Below are 16030 nucleotides of genomic sequence, written 5' to 3' on the forward strand. Positions count from 1 at the left end.
CATGGACCTGACCGCCCCCGCCATCGAGATCACGGGACTCGACAAGTTCTATGGCAGCTTCCACGCCCTGAAGGGCATCGACCTCTGCGTCGCGAAAGGCGAGAAGGTGGTGATCTGCGGCCCTTCGGGCTCGGGCAAGTCAACCCTCATCCGCTGCATCAACCAGCTTGAGGAACATGACAGCGGCGCGATCCGCGTCTTCGGCACCGCGCTGGACGACAGTCTCGCCTCGCTGGACGAGATCCGCCGCGAAGTCGGCATGGTCTTCCAGCAGTTCAACCTTTTCCCGCACATGACGGTGCTGGAAAACTGCACGCTGGCGCCGATGCTGGTGCGCAAGACCGCGCGGGCCGAGGCCGAGGCCATCGCCATGCGCTATCTGGAAAAGGTCCGCATCCCCGATCAGGCGCAGAAATATCCCGGCCAGCTGTCCGGCGGCCAGCAGCAGCGTGTGGCCATCGCCCGCGCCTTGTGCATGCAGCCCGAAATCCTGCTCTTCGACGAGCCCACCTCGGCGCTCGACCCCGAGATGATCGCCGAGGTGCTGGATGTCATGGTGACCCTGGCGCAGGAAGGCATGACCATGGTCTGCGTCACGCATGAGATGGGCTTCGCCCGCAAGGTCGCCGACCGGGTCATCTTCATGGACAAGGGCGAGATCGTCGAGGAGGCCGCGCCCGAGGCCTTCTTCACCGCCCCGAGAAGCGAACGGACACGACTTTTCCTGTCGCAGGTGCTGGGGCACTGACTTTTGCAGCGGGGGCCGGAATGCTAACGTCGGCGCGCCGACCTGTTCACGGATACCGAATGGCCCCGCGCGTCAAACTGCCGCCCTTGAACTCTCTGCGCGTGTTCCACGCGGTCGTGCGGCACCGCTCCCTGCGCGAGGCGGCTGACGAATTGCTCGTCTCGCCGCAGGCCATCGGCCAGCAGGTCCGCCTGCTGGAAGAAGCGCTCGGTGTCGTGCTGATGGAGCGCGACGGTCGCTCGATCCGCTTCACCGAAAAGGCGATCACCCTGTCCCACTACATCCAGGCCGGGTTCGAGGAGTTCGAGGAAGGCGTCCGCCGGGTGACCGCACCCCGCGAACGCGCCCGGATCAACCTCAACGTCAGCCCCTACTTCGGCACGCGCTACCTGATGCCGCGCCTTGCCGAATTCCGGACCGCCGTGCCCGAGGCCGAGATCGGCCTGACCACGATGATCGACCTGGTCGACCTCGAACGCGACCAGATCGACCTCGCCGTGCAATGGGGCTACGGCGACCGCAAGGACGCGCTGTCGCATCTCTTGCTGCGTGACCCCAAGGTCGTCTGCTGTCGCCCCGATATGGCCGAGAAGATCGCGTCGCCGTCCGATCTTCTGCGCTTCAACCTTTTGCAGCCGGCGCGATCCAAGCGCCTCTGGCCCGACATTCTTGCCTTTCTCGGTGTCGATATGCCTGAACTGGACCGCAGCCTGACCTTCGATGATGCCGCGACCATGCGGCGCGCGGCGCATCAGGGGCTGGGCATCGGTCTGATCTCGCGGCTGGATGCCGAAGAGGATATCGCCGCCGGAAAGCTGATCGCGCCGATCGGAATCGACGCGCTGGCAGAGATGCCGCCGGAAACCGTTCCCGGCTTCTATGTCATCACCACGAAAGCACGGCTCAGGGCGCGGCATGTCGCGGCGCTGCACCGTTGGCTTTTGGAACAGGACTGGCAGGCCTGAAACCCGCCAGTCCCGGCGTCACCCCAGTCGGTGAGAGGCGAGAGCTTCGAGAGCCTTCACCAGGCTGGAGTGATCCTGTTCGCGATCACAGGCGCTCATCAATTCCTGCGCCGTCGCGGTATTGGGCAGTGCGACCCCCAGCGACTTCGCGCTGTCCAGCGCAAGGGTAAGGTCCTTCTGATGCAACTTCAGCCGGAACCCCGGCGCGAAGCTTCGCTTGATCATGCGCTCCCCATGTACTTCAAGCACCCGGCTGGCGGCAAATCCTCCCATCAGGGCCTGCCGCACCCGTGCCGGATCGCAACCCGCTTTCGACGCAAAGACGAGGGCTTCCGAAACGGCCTCGATGGTCAACGCCACGATGATCTGGTTCGCCAGCTTGCAGGTCTGTCCCGCGCCGGTTGCACCCACCAGGGTGATGTTCTTTCCCATGATCTGAAACAGCGGCAGCGCCCGGTCGAAATCGGCCTCCGCACCGCCGACCATGATGGTCAGCGTTGCGTTTTCGGCGCCGACCTGTCCGCCGGACACCGGCGCATCGAGGTAGGAACCACCTTTTTGACCCACCGTATCGGCGAAGCGGCGCGTGGCGATCGGGCTGATCGTGCTCATGTCGATCACCAGGCTTCCGGGCCGAAGCCCGGCGAGAACGCCCCTGTCCCCCAGAAGGACCCGTTCCACATCCGGCGTGTCGGGCAGCATCAGGATGACGATCTCCGAAGCCTCCGCCACCTCTGCCGGAGCAGGCAGGACACGGGCTGCAATTCCCTCGGGAAGGGGGGAGCGGTTGAGCGTCGTTGCGATCTCATGCCCCGCGTTTGCAAGATGCCGGGCCATGGGTGATCCCATTACGCCCAGGCCGATAAAGCCGATCTTCATCTGTCCTCCGCTTGCGAGCGATAATCATATGATGTATGACAACTGATAGGTCAAAAGGAACGATCATGCAAGAACGAGAGAATGTCCTGAAGTCGATGGTCGCAGGGGGTCGGGCCGCCATTGGCCTCTGGTGCTCGCTCGGTTCCGCTCTGACGACCGAGATCGTGGCGGGATCGGGCGCCGACTGGATTCTGATCGACGGCGAGCATAGCCCGAATGATCTGCGGTCCGTCGTGGCCCAACTTCAGGCCGCAGCGGCGTTCCGCTGCGAGGCAGCCGTGCGCCTGCCGTCGGATGACCTTAACCTCATCAAACAGTTCATGGACGGCGGGGCCCGCAGCCTGATGATCCCGAACGTGAAAACCGCCGATCAGGCCCGTGGCATCGTCTCCGCGATGACTTACGCCCCGGGCGGCATCCGTGGCTTCTCTGTCGGCCATCGGGCGAATGCCTTTGGTCGGATCAAGGGCTACCACGCGAATGCCCGGAACCAGCAGCTTCTGGCCGCCCAGATCGAATGTGCGACCGGGGTGGCCAATGCTGCCGAGATTGCTGCGGTCGAAGGCGTCGATGTCCTGTTCGTCGGACCGGGCGATCTTTCCGCCAACCTTGGTGTGATGGGCAATCCGTCCGCGCCGCATGTGCAAGAGGCGATTGCTTCCGTCCTGGCTGCTGCAAAGGCGGCCGGCAAGGCAGCAGGCATACTCGCCCCCAATCCTGCGGATGCAGATCGGTATCTCGCGGCAGGCTTCACGATGGTGGCGGTTGGCTCCGACCTCGGCCTCCTGGCGCGCGGTTCGGATGACCTCGTGTCGCGTTTCAGAACATGGACGGGCCGCACCCTGCAAGCGCCCTTGGGATGAGCGCACTCCTGCCTGCGGGTCGCTCGCGCTGTTTCAACCTGCTCGGCACGGGCAGGGCATCGCGCCCGGCAGGTGGTCCAGGACGCATTCGGTCGGGGAATGCATGGATGGGTGGCAAGGTCAGAGCAACGTCAGGGGATCGTGCTCACGAAACTCTTACAAGGCCCGGCGGATTGGTGACAGCCCGCGCGATTCGCGGGAAATCCCCACTCGCGCGGCGAATGCAAAAGGCGCATGATCCGCCCCATGCGCAGCCTCGTCCTCCTCCTTGCGGTCCTGGCTTCCCCGGTCCTTGCCGGGTCCGAACCCTCGCGCCTGACCGCCGCCGCGCGGGATCAGGTCGGGGTGACGGTGACCTATGACCCGGCCTATGCGAAGCTGGGCTTTCCCGGCGGCGATGTGCCGCGCGACCGCGGTGTCTGCACCGACGTGGTGATCCGCGCCCTGCGCGACGGCTGGGGGATCGACCTGCAACTGGCGGTGAACCGCGACATGAAGGCCGACTTCGCGGCCTATCCTGCACTCTGGGGCCTGACGCAGACTGACCGCAACATCGACCACCGCCGGGTGCCGAACCTTGCCACGCTCTTTGCCCGCGTCGGTGCCGAGGTGCCGCTCCAGGAAGATCCCGCGCCCTATCTCCCCGGCGACATCGTCACCTGGAAGCTGCCCGGCAACCTCGACCATATCGGGATCGTTTCCGACCGCCGGGCTACCGACGGCACACCCCTGATCCTGCACAACATCGGTCGCGGCGCGCAGGAGGAAGACATCCTCTTCGCCTATCCGATGACCGGCCACTACCGGATCGGCAAGGAACAGGCGGACCGGCTGAAGGCGCTGCAGTAGCGCGCCCGACCCCTAAAATTGTCTAAAATCGTGCTTGCTCCTTGCGAAATACTCTCTGGGGGTCCGGGGGGGGAAGCGCCCCCGGCGGCTGGTCACAGGGCTTCGCGGTCACAGGTTAAGAAATCCTTTCCGCCCACGGGCAAGCCTTTGATATTGAGCATTTTTCCAGAAATGTCCACCGTGGACACCCTGCCCTAGAACCCCTCCTCCAGCCGCCCGACCAGCGCCGCCAGCATCCCCCGGCACCGCTCCACCTGCTCGACCGCAACGAATTCGTCCGGTTTGTGCCCCTGGGCCATCGACCCCGGCCCGCAGATCACCGTTGGCACCCCGAGCCGGGCGTCGAACAGCCCGCCCTCCGTCCCGAAGGCCACCTTGATCGTCCCGTTCGCCCCGGTCAGCCCCTTCACGAAGCGGACCACCCCGGCATCCGAGGGCGTCCCCAGCCCGGGGTAATCCCAGAGCCGCTCCACCCGGATCGCCGCCTCCGGGAACTCCCCCCGCAAGGGCGCGACGATGGCCTCCGCCTCCCCTTCCAGCCGCCGGATCAGCCCCGCCACGTCCTCCCCCGCGAGGCTGCGGATCTCGAAATCCAGCACCGCATGGTTCGGCACGATGTTGACCTGCACCCCGCCGGACATCTTCCCCACATGCAGGGTCGAATAGGGCACATCATAGTCCCCGTCCTTCAACCCGCTCGCCGCCACCTCGGCCTGCACCCGCCGCACCGCTCCCAGGAAATCCGCCCCCAGATGCAGGGCGTTCAAGGCCAGCGGAGCCAGCGCGGAATGACCCTCCCGCCCCACACAGGTCGCGCGCAGCGCCACCTTCCCCTTGTGCCCGGTCGCGACCTGCATGCCCGTCGGTTCTCCCACGATGCAGAAGCGCGGCTTCACCGGGGCGGCAGCGAGGAGGTCGATCAGCGACCGCACCCCCATGCAGCCGATCTCCTCGTCATAGGACAGCGCGAGGTGGAGCGGGACCTTCAAGGGGCGGCGGGCGGCATCCAGCATCGCCTCCACCGCGCAGGCGACGAAGCCCTTCATGTCCGCCGCCCCCCGGCCGTAGTAGCGCCCGTCCTCTTCAGTCAGGGCGAAGGGGGGCTTCGTCCAGGCCTGGCCCTCCACCGGTACCACGTCGGTATGGCCGGAGAGCATGACGCCCCCCGCCCCCTCCGGCCCGGTCGAAGCGAAGAGGTTCGCCTTGCCGCCCGCGGCATCGGGGACAAGCGTCACGGTAAGCCCCACGCCTTCCAGGAGGCCCTTCACATAGTCCATCAGGGCGATGTTCGGCTTGGAGCTGACGGTGTCGAAGGCCAGAAGCCGGTCCAGAATGTCGCGCATGTGTCACCTCTTTTCCCCCTGCTAGCGCGAAACCGGCGGGGCGGGAAGCTTTCCCGGCTTGTCGCTGGCACCGGGCTTTGCGATGGTCACGCGAGTTTTCCGAAAGCCCACCCATGCCCCGCCGCCTTGCCCTCATCCTTGCCCTTGGCCTGACCCCCGCCCAGGCGCAGGAGCCGAACCTCTCGCCTGAACTGCGGGCCTTGCCGGGCGGCGCGGCGAGCCAGCTTGTGCTGGCGCAGCGGTTGTTCCGCACCGCGACCGGAACCGGCGATCCGGTGCTGCTTCTCGCGGCGATCCGGCTGGCGCGGGGGGTGACGGTGCGCCCGGCGGTGGGCTGGGAGCGGGCGGCGGGTGACGAGGGAGAGGCGCCGCAGGTCGGCGGCCCGCCCGACCCGGGAAGCGCGGCTGCGCTGGCGATGCTGCAAGGCCTGGCGGTCGACGACCCGGATTTGCAGGACCTCGTCTACGATCTGGATGCGCAGCTGCCGCATGGCAGGCTGCCGGTGGCCACGGTCGCGAAGTCCGGCCTTGGCGGAGGGGCCGGGGAGGAGTGGCGGCTGCCCCTGTCTGGATCGGTCTCCGCCGAGATCGCGGTGATCGGCGATGACGGTTCCAAGCTGGGGCTAAGCGTGACCGACGAGAGCGGTGCGGTGGCCTGCGCCCGGCCCGCGACGACCGACCCGGCGCTGTGTCGCTTTACGCCTGCTCGAAACGGGTTCTTCCGGGTGCGGGTCAGAAACGAAGGTGCGGAGGCCACCGGCTACATGCTGATCGGAAACTGAAGCGGATGACTGCATTTGTCACATTTTACCACCTTCTCAAGCGCATGATCGCCTGCAATGATCCTGCCATTCCGGCCCAATCCGGGCTGGCCAACCGTTAGAGGCCCAGATGTCGCTCAAATCCCTTTCCCTGATCCTTGCCACCACTGCCGTCGCCGCGCTGACCCTTCCTGCCCTTGCCCAGGACAAGACCGGCACGAACGTCGGCGCTGCTGCCGAGGGCGCTGCCCCCGGTGCTGCCTCGACCATGGGGCTGGCGCAGGAGCTTTATGCGCTGGGAGTCGCCCAGGGCGATGCCGTCACGGTGCTGGCCGCCGCGAAGCTCGCCGCCTCGGTCGAGGTCACCTCGGCGGAAGCCGCCGCGCTGGACCCGGCGAAGGTGACGTTCGAGGAGGGGACGGATCAGACGACATTCCGCAAGAAGGCTGCCCCCGGCGCGCCGGCCGCCCCGGCACCGATGATGAATGACGGCAGCCCGCGTACTGCGTCGAAGGCCACCTTCTTCAACGCCGCGAACGAGGATGAGGGTGCCGCGGATGCCCCGGTCACGGCCGATGCGATGTTCGCCAAGGCCAAGGAACTGGCCGCGGACGACGAGGCCCTGCTGGGCCTGATCGACGATGCGATGGCCGAGACTGGCCGGGGCCGGATCGGCGGGGCGGTCGAGTGGTTGTCGCGCCTGCCCGCAGGCCAGACCGATGTCTGGGAAATCCCCTACTACGGCAATTCCTATGCCGAGATCGCCATTGTGGGCGACGGCGACGCGAACCTGGACGTGGCGGTGACGGACGAGAACGGCAACGTGATCTGCTATGATGTCAGCTGGTCGGACAAGCTGTACTGTGACTGGACCCCCGCCTGGGACGGGTATTTCTACGTTACTGTGCAAAACATGGGCGGGTCGCGGAACAGCTACTACCTGATGACGAATTGACCCGGCAGACGGGTCCATATCTGGGGGCCAGCGGCGAAAGTTGCTGGTCCCTGTCTTTCGGACGGCGCCCGGCATGACGCAGCGCATCGTGATCATGGGCGTTTCGGGCTGCGGAAAGTCCTCGGTCGGGGCGGCCCTGTCGGGCGCTCTGGGCATTCCCTACCGCGACGGCGACGACCTGCATCCGCCCGCCAATGTCGCTAAGATGCGCGTCGGCGAGGCGCTGACCGATGCCGACCGCTGGCCCTGGCTGGACCGCGTTGCGGGCGAGTTGGCCAGCGGGGCGCCGCTCATCATCGGCTGCTCGGCGCTGCGCCGATCCTATCGCGACCGGATCAGGGCGGGGGTGGGCGGGCCGGTCTGCTTTGTCCACCTGGCAGGCAGCCGCAATGTGATCTCGGCCCGGATGGCAGCGCGGTCGGGTCATTTCATGCCCGCGTCGCTTTTGGATAGCCAGTTCGCCACGCTGGAGCCGCCCGACCCCGATGAAGCGGCGATCACTGTCGACATCGACAAGTCGCTCGACCGGCTGGTGACAGATATCCTGCACCGGATGGGGCCGCGCAGCTCGGGCTGAACCTAGGGGGCGGCGAGCATCCGGTCGGCCGAAGCCTCGAACAGGCTGCGGGCGTAGGACGTGGTCATGCGGGCGGCGGCGAGGTCTGCGCGGGCCAGTTCCTCGACCGCCTTGCCATGCTGCATGACGAGGATGCGGTCGCACATATGGTCGATGACCGAAAGGTCGTGGCTGACCATCAGGAAGGTCAGGCCCCGTTCGGCCCGCAGGCGGTTCAGGAGATTCAGCACCTCGGCCTGGACCGAGGCATCCAGCGCGCTGGTCGGTTCGTCCAGCAGCAGGATCTTCGGTTGCAGCATCAGGGCGCGGGCGATGGCGACACGCTGGCGCTGGCCGCCCGACAGCTGGTGCGGGTAGCGGAAGCGGAAGCCGGGGGGCAGGCCCACGTCGACCAAAGCCTGCACCACGCGGGCGTCGCTGTCGCGCAACCCGTGGATCGCCAGCGGTTCCGAGAGGGTGCGGTCGATGGTGTGTCGGGGATGCAGGCTGGCGTAGGGGTCCTGGAAGACCATCTGCACCTGCGCGGCGAAGCCGGGCCCTCGCGGACTGGGAAGCGGCTGGCCAGCGATCCGGATCGTCCCTCCGGTGACGGGCGCGAGCCCGCAGATCGCGCGCAGGATGGTGGACTTGCCGGATCCGCTTTCGCCGACGAGGCCGTAGCTTTCGCATTCCTCCACCTTGAGGCTGACGCCCTCGACTGCGTGGACGAGGCGGCCCTGGGCGCGGAAGGTGACGGAGAGGTTGTCGATCTCGATCAGGCTCATTCCGCCCATGCCCCTGTTCGATCGAGCCCCGGCAACGGTTCCCGCGGGCCGCCGATGCGAGGCAGGCAGTTCAGCAGGCCGCGGGTATAGGGATGCTGGGCTTCCAGCAGCTTGCCTGCGGCGACTTCCTCGACGATGCGGCCCTTGTACATGACCAGCACCCGGTCGCAGAAGCGGGCGACAAGGCGCAGGTCGTGGCTGATGAAGATCAGGCTCATGTTGCGGTCGCGGACCAAGTTGTCGAGGATCGAGAGCACCTCGGCCTGCACGGTGACGTCAAGCGCGGAGGTCGGTTCGTCGGCGATCAGGAGGTCGGGTTCCGGGATCAGCATCATCGCGATCATCACCCGCTGGCCCATCCCGCCGGAAAGCTCGTGCGGATAGGCGCCCATCACCCGCTCGGGGTCGCGGATCTGCACGGCCTTCAGCGCGGCGAGCGCCTTGGCAGAGGCATCGGCCCGGCCCAGCCCGTCGCGCAGGCGCAGGCCCTCGGTCAGCTGGCGGCCCACGGTCATGACGGGATTCAGCGAGAACTTCGGGTCCTGCATGATCATGCCGATGCGCTTGCCGCGCAGGGCGCGCATGTCGCGCTCGGAGGCGGCCATCAGGTCCTGACCGTCGAAGGTCATCCGGTCGGCCTCGATGCGGCCCGGCGGGCGGATTAGGCGCAGGACGGCGCGGCCGGTCATCGTCTTGCCCGAGCCGCTTTCGCCGACGATCCCCAGCCGTTCGCGGTTCAGGGAGAAGGAGACGCCGCGCACGGCCTGGACGGGGCCGGTCTCGGTGTCGAAAGTCACGCGGAGGTTCTTGATGTCTAGAAGGCTCATCGCGAGGCACTCCTCGGATCAAGCACATCGCGGAGCCCGTCGCCGAGGAGGTTGAAGCCCAGCGAGACGATGAAGATGGCGAGGCCGGGCATGGTGGCGACCCACCATTGCTCGAACAGGAACTTGCGGCCGGAGGAGATCATCAGTCCCCATTCCGGCAGGGGCGGCTGCACGCCGAGGCCGAGGAAGCCGAGGCCCGCCGCGATCAGGATCACCCCCGCCATGTCCAGCGTGACGCGGATGATGACCGACGGCAGGCACATCGGCACGACATGACCCGCGATGATCCGCGGGGCAGAGGCGCCTTGCAGGCGGATGGCGGCGATGTAGTCGGAGTTGCGCACTGTCAGCGTCTCGGCCCGCGCGATCCGGGCATAGGGCGGCCAAGCGGTCAGCGCGATGGCGAGGACGGCGTTCTCGATGCCCGGGCCCAGGACGGCGACGAGGGCGAGGGCCAGGATCAGCCGGGGGAAGGCGAGGAAGATGTCGGTCAGGCGCATGAGCACCGCGTCGATCCAGCCGCCGAAATAGCCCGAGACGGTGCCGACCAGAAGACCGAGGACCGGGGCGGTCACGGCGACGAGTGCGATGATGTAAAGCGTGATCCGCGCGCCGTGGATGATCCGGCTCAGGATGTCGCGCCCGAAATCGTCGGTGCCAAGCAGGTAGCCGGGAGTGCCGGGCGGCTTCAGCCGGTTGCCGAGGTTCTGCACGAAGGGATCATGCGGCGCGATCCAGGGGGCGAGCAGCGCGACAACCAACAGCAGCCCCACGATGACCAGCCCCGCCATCGCCAGCCGGTTCCTGCGGATGCGCAGCGCGGCTAGCCAGAGCTGCCCCAGTCTGGCTTGCCGCCGCGATGCGGGGTTCGGGTCGGAGAGCCAGGCGCGCAGCGTCGTCATGTCCGCGCCCTGGGGTCGACAAGGCGGTAGAGGAGGTCGGAGGCCATGTTCAGTGTGACGAAGGCCACGCCCACGACCACGGTGCCACCCAGCACGGCAGGCATGTCGGCGGCGAAGAGCGCATCGGTGATGTAGCTGCCAAGGCCGGGCCAGGCGAAGATCGTCTCGGTCAGGACTGACCCCTCCAGCAGGTAGGCGTAGGACAGGGCGATGACGGTGATCAGCGGCACCAGCACGTTCTTCATGGCATGGACCCAGATCACCCGGCTTTCCGGCATCCCCTTCACCCGGGCGGTGGTGATGTATTCCTGCCCAAGCTCGTTCATCATGAAGCTGCGGGTCATCCGGCTGATGTAGGCCATCGAGACATAGCCCAGAAGGCCCGCAGGCAGGATGATGTGGCTGAGAGCGTTGGCGAAGACATCCCAGGCACCGTTCAGCGCAGAATCGATCAGGATCATGCCGGTGTAGGGTTTCAGGGTGAACTCCATCATCATGTCGTAGGTCGGGTCCAGCCGACCGGGACCGGCAACCCAGTCGAGCTGGCCGTAGAAGACCAGAAGCCCGATCAGCCCCAGCCAGAAGACCGGCATCGAATAGCCCATCAGGCCGACGACGCGGACGATCTGGTCGGCGATGCTGCCGGGGCGCGTGGCGGCGAGGACTCCGGCCGGGACGCCGACAAGGGTGCCGAAGATCGTGCCCAGTGTCGCAAGCTCCAGCGTCGCGGGGAAATAGCGCGCGATTTCGCTGGCGATATCCTGGCCGGTGCGGATCGACCGGCCGAGATCGCCCTGCACGGCGTCGCGGACATAGATCAGGAACTGCTGCCACATCGGCAGGTCGAGGCCCAGCTTGTCACGGACCGCCTGTATCTGCGCCTCGGTCGCGCGTTCGCCGACGATGCTGAGCACCGGGTCGATGGGCACGACGCGGCCGATCAGGAAGGTAACAAGAAGCAGGCCCAGAAGGGTGATGGCAAGCGTCAGAAGGCCAAGCCCGATCTGGCCCGACAGGGTCAGCAGGCGGTTCTTACGCGCGGGGGAGGGGAGACCGGACATGCGGTAAAGGGCCGCCCCCGAAGGGACGGCCCAATCGCCTACTTGGTCACGGTCCAGTAGGAGGCAGAGTCGGTCGCGCCACCGGCGTAGAAGCCCGAGACATTGGCGCGCATCCCGTCCTGCCGGGCCTGCTGGAACATCAGCACGAAGGCGGAATTGTCACGCACCTTGCGCTGAATGTCGCCATACATCTCTGCCCGTTTGGCGCTGTCCTTCTCGACCACGGCGGCCTCGGTCTCGGCGTTCAGCTCGGCACCCGGGTCCCAGGCGGTCCGCCAGGCGAGGTAGCCCGTGGCATTCGCCTCGTCGCTGTTGTCGGGGTTCAGCGCGAAGGTCGAGGCGTTGGTATGCGGGTCGGGATAGTCAGGCCCCCAGGTCTGCAGCGTGATGTCATGCAGACGCCCGCGATAGGTGGCAAGACCCTGCGCCCCGTCGCCCACGTCGAGAACCAGGTTGATGCCGATCTGGGCGAAGGTGTTCTGGATCGAGGTGGCGATGTCCATCCGTTCCTGGTTGTTGCGGACGGTGAAGCCGATCTCGATAGGAAGCGTCAGCCCGGATTCGGCCATCAGCGCCTTGGCCTTCTCGATATCGAGCGAGTAGGGGTTCTCGTCGATGGAGCCGAGGAAGCCCTTGGGCAGGAAGTTCTGGTGCACGACCCAGAGGCCCTTGAGGATGCTGTCCTGCATGCCCGTGTAGTCTATGGCCCAGCGCATCGCTTCCTGGACCTTCGGGTTCGCCAGTTCCGCTTTCTTCTGGTTCAGCGCGAGATAATAGACCTGCCCGCCCACGTCGGACTGGATCTTCACGTCGGCATTGCCCGAAAGGCCTTCGAGGTCGGTCGGCGTCAGCTCGCGCGCGATGTCGATGTCGCCCTTTTCCAGCAGCAGGCGTTCGGTCGCGCCTTCGGGGATATGCTGCATGAAGACGTTCTTGATCTTGGCGTCGCCGCGCCAGTGGCCCTGACGGGCTTCCAGCACATAGCCTTCGTTCGGCTTGAACGACTTCAGCACATAGGCCCCGGTCCCGGCGCTGTTGGCCTTCAGCCAGGCATTGCCCATGTCGCCGTCGACCTCGTTCGCCATGACGGTCTTCATGTCGACGATATTCGCCACGCCCGCCGTCAGGCAGTTGTAGACGAAGGAGGGCGCATAAGCCTTGTCGGTCTTCAGTGTGACGGTGTCGCCCTCGAAGGTGATCATCTGGTCGACGTTTTCCGGCGTCAGCCCGAACTGGGTCAGGATGAAGGCCGGGGTCTTGTTCAGCTTGACGACGCGGCGCAGCGAGCCCGCAGCATCCTCGGCGGTCAGGGGGTTTCCGGACGAGAAGGTGATCCCGGACTTGATCTTGAACGTGTAGGTCATGCCGTCATCGGCCACCGACCAGCTTTCGGCGAGACCCGGCACCAGCTCTCCCGGCTTGGCGGGGTCAAGCTCGACCAGCGTGTCATAGGTATTGTTGTTCAGGTCCACGCCCGAGAACTCGAAGGCCTCGTGCGGGTCGATCGACACGATGTCGTCGATGGCATCGGCGACAACCAGCGTGTCGGCCGGAGTCTCTGCCATCAGCGCCATCGGCGAGGTGCCCATCATCAGCACCGCCAAGGCCGCGGCACGGGCAAATCCTTGCTTCAGCTGCATAATCCATCTCCCTGTTCTTTTGTGATCGCGGAGTCGGTCTCACCGCTTCCTTGACCAACAGGACAAATCTGCCGCACGACTGTCAACCGAAATCCCCTCGGCCTGCGGGAAAGCTTGATCCGGCGGCAGACGGGCCTGGCAGCCCGGGTTTCCGGGCCGGTTCGATACTGCCGTGGCCATGCCCTGCCGCAGAGGCTTGCAAGAGCGCGAGACCGTCGCGAGGACGGTGCGCGTGATCGCTGTCTAGATCAGGCCTTCCTTGCGGAACAACGCCTTGAGGTCGGTCTCGGGGCGCGCGCCGAAATGGGAAATCACCTCGGCGGCGGCGACGCAGCCCATGCGGCCCGCGGTAGCAAGCGGCTGGCCGGTCGCGAGGCCATAAAGGAACCCCGCGGCGAACTGGTCGCCCGCGCCGGTGGCATCCACCGGCACGACGCGGCGGACGGGGACCACGGCCTGTTCCTCGCCCCGTACGACGATCACGTCATGGCCCGACCGGGTGCAGACCACCAGCCCCGCATCCGCCGCCGCCTGCTCCAGCGCGGCGGAAAGGTCGGTCTGGTAGAGCGAGGCCCATTCGTGTTCGTTGCCGATCACATAGTCCAGCGACTTCACCAGCCGCCGGAAATCGCCCCGGTGCCGGTCGACGCAGAACGGATCGGAAAGCGCGATCCCGGCCTTGCCGCCCGCCTTGTGGCACAGGTCGACCGCGCGTTCGAAGGCCTGCATCCCTTTCGACTTGTCGTAAAGATAACCTTCCAGGAACAGGATCTCGGCGCTGCCGGCGACGCTGTCGGACACGTCATCGGGGCCAAGCTCGGAGGAAATGCCGAGGTAGGTGTTCATCGACCGCTCCCCGTCCGGCGAGACGAAGATCATCGACCGCGAGGTCGGCAGCTCGCCCCCCGGCACCGGCGGGTTGACGAAATCGGTGCCCTCCTGCGCCATGGTCTGCGCGTAAAACCGCCCAAGCGCATCATCGTGCACCCGGCCGATGAAGGCGGTCGTCAGGCCCAGATTGCCCAGCCCCGCCAGCGTGTTCGCCACCGATCCGCCCGGGGCCTGCTGACGGTTGGTCATCGCGCCGTACAGCAACTCGCCCCGCTCACGTTCGACCAGCTGCATGATGCCCTTCTGGATGCCCATCAGGTCCAGGAAACTGTCGTCGGCGGACGAGAACACGTCGACGATGGCATTGCCGATGCCGACGACCTGGTAGGACTTCATGCGGTCTTCTCCGGGTAAAGGCACCAGTCCCGGATCGGGCAGATGCCGCATTTGGGTTTGCGCGCGACGCAGATATACCGGCCATGCAGGATAAGCCAGTGATGCGCATGGCCCTGGTATTCGACCGGCACGTTGTCCTCGATCGCGCGCTCCACCGCCACCTCGTCACGGCCCGGGCAGATGCCGGTGCGGTTGCCGACGCGGAAGATATGGGTGTCCACCGCCTGCGCCGGATGGTGGAACCACATGTTCAGTACCACGTTCGCCGTCTTGCGCCCCACCCCCGGCAGCGTCACCAGCGCCGCACGGGAGGACGGTACCTCGCCCCCGAAGTCCTCGATCAGCAGGCGCGACAGCTTGATGACGTTCTTCGCCTTGTTGCGATAGAGACCGATGGTGCGGATGTGCTCGATCAGGCCCTCCTCGCCCAGGGCCAGCATCTTCTCCGGCGTGTCGGCGATCTGGAACAGCTTGCGGGTCGCCTTGTTCACCCCCGCATCGGTGGCCTGCGCCGACAGCGCCACCGCGACCAGCAGGGTGAAGGCATTCACATGCTCCAGTTCACCTTTCGGATGCGGCTCGATCTCGGCGAACCGGGCGAAGATCTGTTTCAGCGTGGCATAGGGAAGCTGCGCGGTCATCCGGCCTTTGCAGCACGAAACCGGCGAAGCGACAAGCCGCAGGAAACGGGTCGCGGACGCGACGAGGGGCGGCTACATCGGAACGGACGCTCGACGAGCAGCCCCGAGGATACCCAGATGACCGATCTTTCCCCCGCCTACCACTACCAGGTGATCGCCCGCGCCCTGGCCGTCATCGACAGCGAGGGCCCGGCGCTCACGCTGGATGATCTGGCGCAGCGGATGAACATGAGCCCGGCGCATTTCCAGCGCATCTTCAGTCAATGGGTCGGTGTCAGCCCGAAGCGCTATCAGCAGTATCTGACCCTGGGCCATGCCCGGCGGCTCTTGTCCGAGCGCCACACGATGCTTGGCACGGCGCTGGAGACGGGCCTGTCCGGCACAGGTCGGCTGCACGACCTGTTCCTGACCTGGGAGGCAATGTCTCCCGGCGACTATGCCAGGGGTGGGGCGGGGCTGGAAATCAGATGGGGCTGGTTCGAAAGCCCCTTCGGCCCGACCCTTGTGATGGCGACCGAGAAGGGCATCTGCGGCATGGGGTTTGCCGACGAAATGGGGGCCGATGCCGCGATGGAAGACCTCGTGAGCCGGTGGCCAAAAGCGTCCTTTGTCGAGGACCCGGTGGCGATCCGGCCCATGGTTGACGCGGCTTTCGGCGGGCAGACCGCCCACCTGCACCTGATCGGAGCCCCGTTCCAGATCAAGGTCTGGGAGGCCCTGCTCACGATCCCGACCGGCCATGTCACCACCTATTCCGACATCGCGGGGGCCATCGGCCACGCCTCGGCGCATCGTGCGGTGGGAACGGCCGTTGGCCGCAACCCGATATCATTCCTGATCCCCTGTCATCGGGCGCTCCGCCGCGACGGCGGCCTCGGCGGCTATCACTGGGGCCTGCCCAGAAAGCGCGCCATGCTGGCCTGGGAGGCCGCTCGCACGGAAGTGTAGTGCGCGGAACCCTGCCGAAGCCTTGGGGAACCCGCAGCCTCTCGACGACGTTCATGTATTGTGGCACGGGTCTGAGCGCG

17 protein-coding genes are annotated in these 16030 nt (G+C 66.3%); 8 read left to right on the top strand and 9 right to left on the bottom strand.

The features are described from left to right. The first annotated feature begins 1 nt into the window (after position 1). Together JNJ68_RS17550 and JNJ68_RS17555 are read left to right on the top strand one after the other, a co-directional pair. Positions 2 to 748 carry an amino acid ABC transporter ATP-binding protein gene (locus JNJ68_RS17550; RefSeq protein ID WP_294984465.1) on the top strand — a complete coding sequence of 249 codons (747 nt, stop codon included), beginning with the start codon at positions 2 to 4 and terminating at the stop codon, positions 746 to 748. 59 nt (positions 749 to 807) lie between these two features. Then, complete coding sequence (locus JNJ68_RS17555) at positions 808 to 1713, top strand: LysR substrate-binding domain-containing protein (protein WP_294984468.1); 906 nt, start codon at positions 808 to 810, stop codon at positions 1711 to 1713. Between the two features lie 18 nt (positions 1714 to 1731). Here the strand turns inward: JNJ68_RS17555 and JNJ68_RS17560 are convergent, their stop codons facing one another. Next, positions 1732 to 2592, bottom strand: a complete 861-nt coding sequence (locus JNJ68_RS17560) for a 2-hydroxy-3-oxopropionate reductase (RefSeq protein WP_294984471.1) — start codon at positions 2590 to 2592, stop codon at positions 1732 to 1734. A 65-nt stretch (positions 2593 to 2657) separates the two neighbouring features. On the opposite strand from JNJ68_RS17560, the gene JNJ68_RS17565 reads away from it, so the two are divergent. Both JNJ68_RS17565 and JNJ68_RS17570 read left to right on the top strand, forming a co-directional pair. Further along, complete coding sequence (locus JNJ68_RS17565; RefSeq protein ID WP_294984475.1) at positions 2658 to 3455, top strand: aldolase/citrate lyase family protein; 798 nt, start codon at positions 2658 to 2660, stop codon at positions 3453 to 3455. A gap of 234 nt (positions 3456 to 3689) precedes the next feature. Further along, complete coding sequence (locus JNJ68_RS17570; protein ID WP_294984477.1) at positions 3690 to 4304, top strand: DUF1287 domain-containing protein; 615 nt, start codon at positions 3690 to 3692, stop codon at positions 4302 to 4304. 194 nt (positions 4305 to 4498) lie between these two features. Here JNJ68_RS17570 and argE read toward each other — a convergent pair whose 3' ends face one another. Continuing rightward, complete coding sequence (argE, locus tag JNJ68_RS17575; protein WP_294984480.1) at positions 4499 to 5647, bottom strand: acetylornithine deacetylase; 1149 nt, start codon at positions 5645 to 5647, stop codon at positions 4499 to 4501. 113 nt (positions 5648 to 5760) lie between these two features. On the opposite strand from argE, the gene JNJ68_RS17580 reads away from it, so the two are divergent. The 3 genes from JNJ68_RS17580 to JNJ68_RS17590 all read left to right on the top strand — a co-directional run bounded on the left by JNJ68_RS17580 (position 5761) and on the right by JNJ68_RS17590 (position 7940). Further along, positions 5761 to 6429: a hypothetical protein gene (locus JNJ68_RS17580; RefSeq protein WP_294984482.1), complete on the top strand. Its 669-nt coding sequence runs from the start codon at positions 5761 to 5763 to the stop codon at positions 6427 to 6429. A gap of 109 nt (positions 6430 to 6538) precedes the next feature. Beyond that, entirely contained in the window at positions 6539 to 7363 is an 825-nt protein-coding gene (locus tag JNJ68_RS17585; protein WP_294984485.1) for a hypothetical protein, read from the top strand. 73 nt (positions 7364 to 7436) lie between these two features. Then, positions 7437 to 7940, top strand: a complete 504-nt coding sequence (locus tag JNJ68_RS17590; RefSeq protein ID WP_294984487.1) for a gluconokinase — start codon at positions 7437 to 7439, stop codon at positions 7938 to 7940. Positions 7941 to 7942: 2 nt separating this feature from the next. Here the strand turns inward: JNJ68_RS17590 and JNJ68_RS17595 are convergent, their stop codons facing one another. The 7 genes from JNJ68_RS17595 to nth form a co-directional block, all read right to left on the bottom strand. Continuing rightward, the gene (locus JNJ68_RS17595; protein ID WP_294984490.1) at positions 7943 to 8704 is read right to left on the bottom strand and encodes an ABC transporter ATP-binding protein; all 762 of its coding nucleotides are present in this window, start codon (positions 8702 to 8704) and stop codon (positions 7943 to 7945) included. Further along, positions 8701 to 9531, bottom strand: a complete 831-nt coding sequence (locus JNJ68_RS17600) for an ABC transporter ATP-binding protein (RefSeq protein ID WP_294984493.1) — start codon at positions 9529 to 9531, stop codon at positions 8701 to 8703. The genes JNJ68_RS17595 and JNJ68_RS17600 overlap by 4 nt, the downstream gene beginning before the upstream one ends. Next, positions 9528 to 10433, bottom strand: a complete 906-nt coding sequence (gene nikC, locus JNJ68_RS17605; protein ID WP_294984496.1) for a nickel transporter permease — start codon at positions 10431 to 10433, stop codon at positions 9528 to 9530. Before nikC ends, JNJ68_RS17600 begins: the two co-directional genes overlap by 4 nt. Next, positions 10430 to 11494: an ABC transporter permease gene (locus JNJ68_RS17610; protein ID WP_294984499.1), complete on the bottom strand. Its 1065-nt coding sequence runs from the start codon at positions 11492 to 11494 to the stop codon at positions 10430 to 10432. The genes nikC and JNJ68_RS17610 overlap by 4 nt, the downstream gene beginning before the upstream one ends. A 38-nt stretch (positions 11495 to 11532) precedes the next feature. After that, positions 11533 to 13134, bottom strand: coding sequence for an ABC transporter substrate-binding protein (locus JNJ68_RS17615; protein WP_294984502.1), 1602 nt, complete (start codon positions 13132 to 13134; stop codon positions 11533 to 11535). A gap of 243 nt (positions 13135 to 13377) precedes the next feature. Beyond that, positions 13378 to 14361 (bottom strand): adenosine kinase, encoded by a 984-nt coding sequence (locus JNJ68_RS17620; RefSeq protein ID WP_294984505.1) that lies wholly within the window; start codon positions 14359 to 14361, stop codon positions 13378 to 13380. After that, the gene (gene nth / locus JNJ68_RS17625) at positions 14358 to 15002 is read right to left on the bottom strand and encodes an endonuclease III (protein WP_294984508.1); all 645 of its coding nucleotides are present in this window, start codon (positions 15000 to 15002) and stop codon (positions 14358 to 14360) included. Before nth ends, JNJ68_RS17620 begins: the two co-directional genes overlap by 4 nt. 117 nt (positions 15003 to 15119) lie before the next feature. Here nth and JNJ68_RS17630 point away from each other — a divergent pair, with 117 nt between their 5' ends. After that, positions 15120 to 15950 carry a methylated-DNA--[protein]-cysteine S-methyltransferase gene (locus JNJ68_RS17630; protein ID WP_294984511.1) on the top strand — a complete coding sequence of 277 codons (831 nt, stop codon included), beginning with the start codon at positions 15120 to 15122 and terminating at the stop codon, positions 15948 to 15950. The last annotated feature ends 80 nt before the right edge of the window (positions 15951 to 16030 follow it).

The organism is Tabrizicola sp. (assembly GCF_016793705.1).
Lineage (GTDB): Bacteria > Pseudomonadota > Alphaproteobacteria > Rhodobacterales > Rhodobacteraceae > Tabrizicola.

Excerpts from the sequence above, each read along its gene's own strand:
- JNJ68_RS17565 (WP_294984475.1), top strand. The coding sequence starts at position 2,658 with ATGCAAGAACGAGAGAATGTCCTGAAGTCGATGGTCGCAGGGGGTCGG.
- JNJ68_RS17570 (WP_294984477.1), top strand. The coding sequence starts at position 3,690 with ATGATCCGCCCCATGCGCAGCCTCGTCCTCCTCCTTGCGGTCCTGGCT.
- nikC (WP_294984496.1), bottom strand. The coding sequence starts at position 10,433 with ATGACGACGCTGCGCGCCTGGCTCTCCGACCCGAACCCCGCATCGCGG.
- JNJ68_RS17585 (WP_294984485.1), top strand. The coding sequence starts at position 6,539 with ATGTCGCTCAAATCCCTTTCCCTGATCCTTGCCACCACTGCCGTCGCC.
- JNJ68_RS17580 (WP_294984482.1), top strand. The coding sequence starts at position 5,761 with ATGCCCCGCCGCCTTGCCCTCATCCTTGCCCTTGGCCTGACCCCCGCC.
- JNJ68_RS17560 (WP_294984471.1), bottom strand. The coding sequence starts at position 2,592 with ATGAAGATCGGCTTTATCGGCCTGGGCGTAATGGGATCACCCATGGCC.
- JNJ68_RS17615 (WP_294984502.1), bottom strand. The coding sequence starts at position 13,134 with ATGCAGCTGAAGCAAGGATTTGCCCGTGCCGCGGCCTTGGCGGTGCTG.
- JNJ68_RS17595 (WP_294984490.1), bottom strand. The coding sequence starts at position 8,704 with ATGAGCCTGATCGAGATCGACAACCTCTCCGTCACCTTCCGCGCCCAG.
- JNJ68_RS17600 (WP_294984493.1), bottom strand. The coding sequence starts at position 9,531 with ATGAGCCTTCTAGACATCAAGAACCTCCGCGTGACTTTCGACACCGAG.
- JNJ68_RS17555 (WP_294984468.1), top strand. The coding sequence starts at position 808 with ATGGCCCCGCGCGTCAAACTGCCGCCCTTGAACTCTCTGCGCGTGTTC.
- JNJ68_RS17630 (WP_294984511.1), top strand. The coding sequence starts at position 15,120 with ATGACCGATCTTTCCCCCGCCTACCACTACCAGGTGATCGCCCGCGCC.
- JNJ68_RS17620 (WP_294984505.1), bottom strand. The coding sequence starts at position 14,361 with ATGAAGTCCTACCAGGTCGTCGGCATCGGCAATGCCATCGTCGACGTG.
- JNJ68_RS17610 (WP_294984499.1), bottom strand. The coding sequence starts at position 11,494 with ATGTCCGGTCTCCCCTCCCCCGCGCGTAAGAACCGCCTGCTGACCCTG.
- JNJ68_RS17590 (WP_294984487.1), top strand. The coding sequence starts at position 7,437 with ATGACGCAGCGCATCGTGATCATGGGCGTTTCGGGCTGCGGAAAGTCC.
- nth (WP_294984508.1), bottom strand. The coding sequence starts at position 15,002 with ATGACCGCGCAGCTTCCCTATGCCACGCTGAAACAGATCTTCGCCCGG.
- JNJ68_RS17550 (WP_294984465.1), top strand. The coding sequence starts at position 2 with ATGGACCTGACCGCCCCCGCCATCGAGATCACGGGACTCGACAAGTTC.
- argE (WP_294984480.1), bottom strand. The coding sequence starts at position 5,647 with ATGCGCGACATTCTGGACCGGCTTCTGGCCTTCGACACCGTCAGCTCC.